The organism is Ruegeria marisflavi, assembly GCF_025673445.1.
Classification (GTDB): domain Bacteria; phylum Pseudomonadota; class Alphaproteobacteria; order Rhodobacterales; family Rhodobacteraceae; genus Ruegeria_B; species Ruegeria_B marisflavi.
Genome location: NZ_JAOVQN010000013.1, coordinates 132091 through 139285 on the forward strand (window position 1 = coordinate 132091; position 7195 = coordinate 139285).

General features: G+C 61.3%; 4 protein-coding genes. 2 read left to right on the top strand and 2 right to left on the bottom strand.

Going from position 1 to position 7195, the window contains the following annotated elements; all coding sequences use genetic code 11:
* Positions 1-76 precede the first annotated feature (76 nt).
* Together OEZ49_RS13870 and OEZ49_RS13875 are read right to left on the bottom strand one after the other, a co-directional pair.
* Positions 77-724 carry an aminotransferase class IV family protein gene (locus tag OEZ49_RS13870; protein WP_263388865.1) on the bottom strand — a complete coding sequence of 216 codons (648 nt, stop codon included), beginning with the start codon at positions 722-724 and terminating at the stop codon, positions 77-79.
* Complete coding sequence (locus tag OEZ49_RS13875; RefSeq protein ID WP_263388866.1) at positions 679-1800, bottom strand: aminodeoxychorismate synthase component I; 1122 nt, start codon at positions 1798-1800, stop codon at positions 679-681. Before OEZ49_RS13875 ends, OEZ49_RS13870 begins: the two co-directional genes overlap by 46 nt.
* A gap of 198 nt (positions 1801-1998) precedes the next feature.
* Between OEZ49_RS13875 and carB the strand changes: the two genes are divergently transcribed.
* Together carB and OEZ49_RS13885 are read left to right on the top strand one after the other, a co-directional pair.
* A complete protein-coding gene (gene carB / locus OEZ49_RS13880; RefSeq protein WP_263388867.1) occupies positions 1999-5367 on the top strand; it encodes a carbamoyl-phosphate synthase large subunit in 3369 nt (1122 codons plus the stop codon).
* Between the two features lie 515 nt (positions 5368-5882).
* Entirely contained in the window at positions 5883-7064 is a 1182-nt protein-coding gene (locus OEZ49_RS13885) for a DUF4062 domain-containing protein (RefSeq protein WP_263388868.1), read from the top strand.
* The last annotated feature ends 131 nt before the right edge of the window (positions 7065-7195 follow it).

A 7195-nucleotide genomic window follows, 5' to 3' on the forward strand; every position in this document is an offset into this window, starting at 1 on the left:
GGGCAGGGGGCGCTGCCCCCTCTTGGCCTTCGGCCAATTCACCCCCGGGATATTTTCAGCAAGAGGAAAGAGCGGGTTACGCGCTGGCGACGAGCGTGGCGCGGATCAGCCCGCGCAGAGAATTGCCGCAATAGATCGCGCGGGCCTGATGCAAGTCTTCGGGCGTCAGGTTGACCTCGCGGGCTTGGCCTGCGGCCAACATCTCGGCGCGCAGGATGCCCGGCAATAGACCGGCCGCCAGAGGCGGCGTCAGCAGGCCCGCTCCGGTGTCGACAAAGACATTGGTGATAGTGCCCTCGCAAAGCGCGCCCGCCGTGTTCAGAAACAGCCATTCGTCGACACCCTTGGGCAAGGCGGCGCGGGCGCTGTCATACAGCGCGCGCCGGGTGGATTTATGGCGCAGCCAGGGGTCGTGCGGGGCAAGCCGGCCAGGATGGATCGCGACCTGCCAGCGCGGCGGGTTCGGGAGCAGCGGCGCGGTCTCCAGCGCCAGAGTGCCAGTTGCGTCTAGGGTCAGGCGGCAGCGCAGCGGTGTCGGGCTGGTGATCCCTGTCAGCAGGCTCTGGGCCTGCGCCCTGTCAAAGGGCATCTCAAGAGTGGCCGCCGAACGCCCCATCCGCGCCAGATGCAAGGCGCCCCGGCGCGGCCCCTCGTCCGGGTGCCAGCCCAGCGTCTCGATCAGGCGAAAGCCAGGGTCAGCTGGCGGGCAAAGCGGGCTTTCCACAGCGCCTCCTCGTATTCCGATGTGGCGGTGCTGTCCCAGACGACACCACCGCCAAGATTGAGCGTGGCGCCGCCCTCATCGACCAGCAAGGTGCGGATCGCCACGTTGAAGTCCGACCGACCGTCGGGCGCGGCCCAGCCGATGCTGCCGCAATAGATGTCGCGCGGCCAGGGTTCCAGATCGGCCAGGATCTCCATCGCGCGGATCTTGGGCGCGCCGGTGATCGAGCCGCAGGGAAACAGCGCCCGCAGGATATCCGAGAGAGTCACATCGGGCCGCAACCGCGCGGCCACCCGCGACACCATCTGATGCACGGTGGCATAGGTCTCGACCTGGAACAGCTCGGGCACATGCACCGAACCGGGCCGGGCCACCCGGCTGATATCGTTGCGCAAAAGATCGACGATCATCAGGTTCTCGGCCCGGTTCTTTTCGTCACGCGCCAGCCAGGCGCGGCGGCGCGCATCCTCGGCCGGATCGTCGCTGCGCGGCTGGGTGCCCTTCATCGGGCGTGTCACGATCCGCCCCGCCGCATCGGTGCGAAAGAACAGCTCGGGCGAGCGGCAGAGGATATCGGGCAGACCCCGTTGCGTCACCAGCACCCCGTGCCCCACCGGCTGATGTGCGGCCAGGGCAGCATAAAGCGCGGCACTGTCACCCGCCACGCGCAGATCGACCGGAAAGGTCAGGTTCGCCTGATAGATATCGCCCGCCCCGATTGCCTGCTTCACTTTGTCGAACGCGCGGGTATAGCGCGGCTCGGACCAGCGCGGGGCGAAATCGGCGATGCCACCGGACGGGTCGGCCAGCGGCAGTGCCTGGGGCGCGTCATAAAGGCCAAAGCACAGAAGCGGCAGGCGCCGCCCCCCGGGCATACGCGCCAAAAGGCGCGGCTCCAGCGCATAACCCAGCTCGTAACTGGCATAGCCCGCCAGCCATGCCCCCGACGCACGCGCGCAGTCCAGCGCAGCCAGCGCATCGGGCACCTGATCGGCGCTATCCGCCCGGATCACGCCATGCGGCGCGGCGAATCCGGTTCCCGGCCCGCACGGCCCATGATCAAAGCGAAACTGCACTACCGGTCTCCGTCTGCACTGCCATTTGGCGTGAGCAGGCGGTATAGAGATTTCGCGCCCGGGCGAAAGAGTCGAAAGCGGCAAATTCACGCCGCTTTCCGATCCCTCTTGCACCTTTCCCCGAGGCGCCTATAACGCACGACAATTTGAGCGCTGGGCGGGCGCTCGTGACTCGCATGAAAATCAAAGGGGCCAGCCATGCCGAAGAGAACCGACATCCAGTCGATCATGATCATTGGAGCCGGGCCAATTGTCATCGGGCAGGCCTGTGAATTCGACTATTCCGGCGCGCAAGCCTGCAAGGCGCTGCGCGAAGAGGGCTACCGGGTGATCCTGGTGAACTCGAACCCGGCCACGATCATGACCGATCCGGGCCTGGCCGACGCCACCTATATCGAACCGATCACGCCCGAGGTGGTCGCCAAGATCATCGAGAAAGAGCGCCCCGACGCGCTGCTGCCCACCATGGGCGGGCAGACCGGCCTCAACACCTCGCTGGCGCTCGAAGAGATGGGGGTGCTTGAGAAATTCGGGGTCGAGATGATCGGCGCCAAGCGTCATGCCATCGAAATGGCCGAAGACCGGAAACTGTTCCGCGAGGCGATGGACCGGATCGGGCTGGAAAACCCCAAGGCAACCATCGTGTCGGCCCCCAAGAACGACAAAGGCAAATACGACATCCGCGCGGGCCTGGCTCAGGCGATGGACGCGCTCGAGGAAATCGGCCTGCCCGCGATCATCCGCCCCGCGTTTACCCTTGGCGGCACCGGCGGCGGCGTGGCCTATAACCGCGACGATTACGAGCATTTCTGCCGCTCGGGGCTTGAAGCTTCGCCCGTGGCTCAGATCCTGATCGACGAAAGCCTCTTGGGCTGGAAGGAATACGAGATGGAGGTTGTCCGCGACAAGGCGGACAACGCGATCATCGTCTGTTCCATCGAAAACGTCGATCCGATGGGCGTGCATACCGGCGACTCGATCACCGTGGCCCCGGCGCTGACGCTGACCGACAAGGAATACCAGATCATGCGCAACGGCTCGATCGCCGTGCTGCGCGAGATCGGGGTCGAAACGGGCGGCTCGAACGTGCAATGGGCGGTGAACCCGGATGATGGACGCATGGTGGTGATCGAGATGAACCCGCGGGTGTCGCGTTCGTCCGCGCTGGCCTCCAAGGCGACCGGCTTCCCGATTGCCAAAATCGCGGCCAAGCTGGCGGTGGGCTATACGCTCGACGAGCTGGACAATGACATCACCAAGGTGACACCGGCCAGCTTTGAGCCGACCATCGACTATGTCGTCACCAAGATCCCGAAATTCGCGTTTGAGAAATTCCCCGGCTCCGAGCCTTACCTCACCACCGCGATGAAATCGGTGGGCGAGGCGATGTCGATCGGCCGCACCATCCACGAATCGATGCAAAAGGCACTGGCCTCGATGGAATCGGGCCTGACCGGCTTTGACGAGGTTACCATTCCCGGCCTCTCCGTCGGCCTCTGGGACGCGGTCGAGGGTGCGGATGACAAGGCGCATGTGATCAAGGCGATCAGCCGCCAGACCCCCGACCGGCTGCGCACCATCGCCCAGGCGATGCGGCACGGCCTGTCGGATGACGAGATCTTTGGCGTCACCAAGTTCGACCCCTGGTTCCTGGCCCGCATCCGCGAGATCGTCGAAGAGGAACGCGTCCTGCGCAAGACCGGCCTGCCCACCACCGAGGAAGGCCTGCGCGCGCTCAAGATGCTGGGCTTCACCGATGCGCGCCTCGGCCAGCTGACCGGCCGCGACGAGGACAACGTGCGCCGCGCCCGCCACAACCTGGGCGTCACCGCCGTGTTCAAGCGGATCGACACCTGCGCCGCCGAGTTCGAGGCCCAGACCCCCTACATGTATTCCACCTACGAGGCCCCGATGATGGGCGAGGTGGAATGCGAGGCACGCCCCTCCGACCGCAAGAAGGTGGTCATTCTGGGTGGCGGCCCCAACCGGATCGGCCAGGGGATCGAATTCGACTATTGCTGCTGTCACGCCTGTTTCGCGCTGACCGATGTCGGTTACGAAACCATCATGGTCAACTGTAACCCCGAAACGGTGTCGACCGACTATGACACCTCGGACCGGCTCTATTTCGAACCGCTGACCTTTGAACATGTGATGGAAATCCTGCGGGTCGAGCAACAGAACGGCACCCTGCACGGCGTCATCGTGCAATTCGGCGGCCAGACCCCGCTGAAACTCGCCAATGCGCTGGAACAGGCCGGTATCCCGATCCTGGGCACCACCCCCGACGCCATCGACCTGGCCGAGGACCGCGAGCGCTTCCAGGATCTGATCAACCGGCTGGGCCTGAAACAGCCCAAGAACGGCATCGCCTCGACCGATGCACAGGCGCTGGCCATCGCCGAGACTATCGGCTTCCCGCTGGTGATCCGCCCCTCCTACGTGCTGGGGGGGCGCGCCATGGAAATCGTGCGCGACATGGATCAGCTGCGCCGCTACATCGCCGAGGCGGTGGTGGTTTCGGGCGACAGCCCGGTACTGCTCGACAGCTATCTCAGCGGCGCGGTGGAACTGGACGTGGACGCGCTCTGCGATGGCGAGGCGGTGCATGTGGCGGGCATCATGCAACATATCGAAGAGGCGGGGGTGCACTCCGGCGACAGCGCCTGTTCGCTGCCGCCCTATTCGCTCTCGCCCGAGATCATCGAGCAGATCAAGGATCAGACCAACAAGCTGGCCCGCGCCCTCAACGTGGTTGGCCTGATGAACGTGCAATTCGCGATCAAGGCCAATGAGCAGGGCGTGGACGAGATCTACCTGATCGAGGTTAACCCTCGCGCCAGCCGTACCGTGCCCTTTGTGGCCAAGGCCACGGACTCAGCCATCGCCTCCATCGCCGCGCGTGTCATGGCGGGTGAGAAACTCAGCGCCTTCCCGATGCGCCCCCCCTACAAGGAGGGCGAAGATACCAAGATCGCCGACCAGATGACGCTGGCCGATCCCAACATGCCGTGGTTCTCGGTCAAAGAGGCGGTGCTGCCCTTCGCCCGCTTCCCCGGGGTCGACACCATCCTCGGCCCGGAAATGCGCTCAACCGGCGAGGTGATGGGCTGGGACCGCTCCTTTGCGCGAGCCTTCCTCAAGGCGCAGATGGGCGCGGGCATGGTGCTGCCATCCTCTGGCTGCGCCTTCATCTCGATCAAGGACGCCGACAAGGGCGCCGCCATGCTCGAGGCCGCGCAGGTTCTGGTGGATCAGGGCTTTACCCTTGTGGCGACCCGCGGCACCCAAACCTGGCTCGCTGGTCACGGCGTCCCCTGCGAGGTGGTGAACAAGGTCTACGAAGGCCGCCCCGACGTGGTCGACATGCTGAAGGACGGGCAGGTGCATCTGGTGATGAACACCACCGAGGGCGCCCAGGCGGTGAGCGACAGCAAGGCCATCCGCTCCATCGCGCTCTACGACAAGATTCCCTATTTCACCACCGCCGCCGGCAGCCATGCCGCCGCCCTGGCGATCAAGGCGCAGGCCGAAGGCGATATCGAGGTGCGCAGCCTTCAGGGCTGACACCCTAAAATCAGGAGAAATCGGCGAAAACCCGCTCTCTCCTGCTTCTTTCTGGTCGAAAATTCTCCCAGGGGGTCCGGGGGACGGCGTCCCCCGAAGCTCCGCGTGGGTGCGCCCTCCGGGCCGCAGTCCCCGACCGAAGTCCCCCCGCGCTGTTGACCTGCAAGGGATTGCCCCGCAGGCTACCCTCATCGCAGCAGCACAAGGAGCGCGACAATGCGCCTGACCCTCTTTCTCGCCAGCCTGCTGGCGCTCAGCGCCTGCAACGGCATTCCCCTGATCCCCTTTATCTGAGGCAACGCCCGCAATTTGCGCTTTCACCCGTCATGCGGGACACGCATGATAACGGGTGAATGCTTGCGGCGAGGCGTCTTATGAACATCTACACTCTCGCTGGCACCAACTCTGTGGGCCAGGCAATTTCGGCCCCAGTCGAAGGGCGACCCCAAGAGTGCAGCTTGCAGGGTTAAAGAAGAGATACTAGTCTGGGAAAAATGCAACTTAGGATTGCTTCCATGTCTAACCTTGTCCGTAAGATTACAGTGTTCTTGTCCTCCCCTGGAGGGCTTAGTGAAGAGCGCGATCTCGTTGAGACTGTTTGCAAGCAATTAACACACGATCTCGGAAACCATCTCGGGTTTGTTCTCGAAGTTCTTAGATGGGAAACACATACTAGACCTGCCGCCGGTTTGTCTGCTCAGGATACAATCAACAAACAGATGGGTATCGACTACGATATCTACTTGGGAATTCTTGGCGTGCGTTTCGGAACAGAAACCAAAAAGTGGGGTTCTGGAACCGAGGAAGAGTTTGAGCTGGCGTATGAAAGTTGGCGAAAGAATAGTCGGCCCGAGATAATGTTCTACTTCTCTGAGTCCGCTCCAAACCTCTCGCATATTGATCCAAGTGATCTTCAAAAGCGTCAAATATTCAAAAAGAAACTCGAAGAGCGAGGAGTGCTGCATTTCAGTTTTCCGTCACGAGCCAGCTTCGAACATGCCTTGCGAAAACACCTGACCGATACAGTAAAAGTTATACTAGATTCTCACTCCGATAGCCTACCTCAGCAAGAATACGAGGGGAGTAGCTTCAATCCACTACAGAACTGGACGATACTTCTTGAAAACGACCCGGCGGTTCAAGTTGAAAACTTTCTTGCTTCCGGTGGAGAAAACCTAAGACAGGCGACGAAAAAAATTGAAAGTTTCGTAGATCGAACCGGGCGGGCTACCCGGTCCTTCTCCAAAACATACAAGAAAATGATGAATTCGTCACATCAGGTCAACGCACCTGCTATGACGAAGTCTCTCGAAGAGTTTCTTGCATCGATGTCGAACTACAGCCGGTTTTTGATCAGCATGATTCCAGATCTCGATGCCTGCCTCTCAAAGGGCTTAAGTGATTTTTCTCGAGGTTTCGTCGTCGCGGTCGAGAAAATTCCTGATGAGCTACATGAACTGTTGGATTTGGCTGCGGTCATTGAATCTTCTCGTCAAGCCACAGAAGAGACGAAAAAATCCGTTGATGATCTCGCTCGAACAATGGAGCCAAAGCTCGATGATCCGCCAGCGATTAGACATCAAAAATCAATTCTATATTCACTCATACAGGATTTCTCCGATCTATTGGGTCGATCAATAAGTGCAATGTCCAACATCATTGGAGAAGTTTCTGATTTCACAGAATCCAAAGTTTGACTCGCATATCTCTACCAATTAGGAAAGGTAGCGCTTCGTTAGGTTTCCTGTAGTCTAGGGTCTGTTGAGATTCACTTTGAGTTCAGGAGAGCGGCGCAGGCATTGATGATTGCCGTAAAGCTGAGGTCTGT

Bases quoted from the DNA above. Each gene is read 5' to 3' on its own strand.
- carB (WP_263388867.1), top strand. From the start codon at position 1,999: ATGCCGAAGAGAACCGACATCCAGTCGATCATGATCATTGGAGCCGGG.
- OEZ49_RS13885 (WP_263388868.1), top strand. From the start codon at position 5,883: ATGTCTAACCTTGTCCGTAAGATTACAGTGTTCTTGTCCTCCCCTGGA.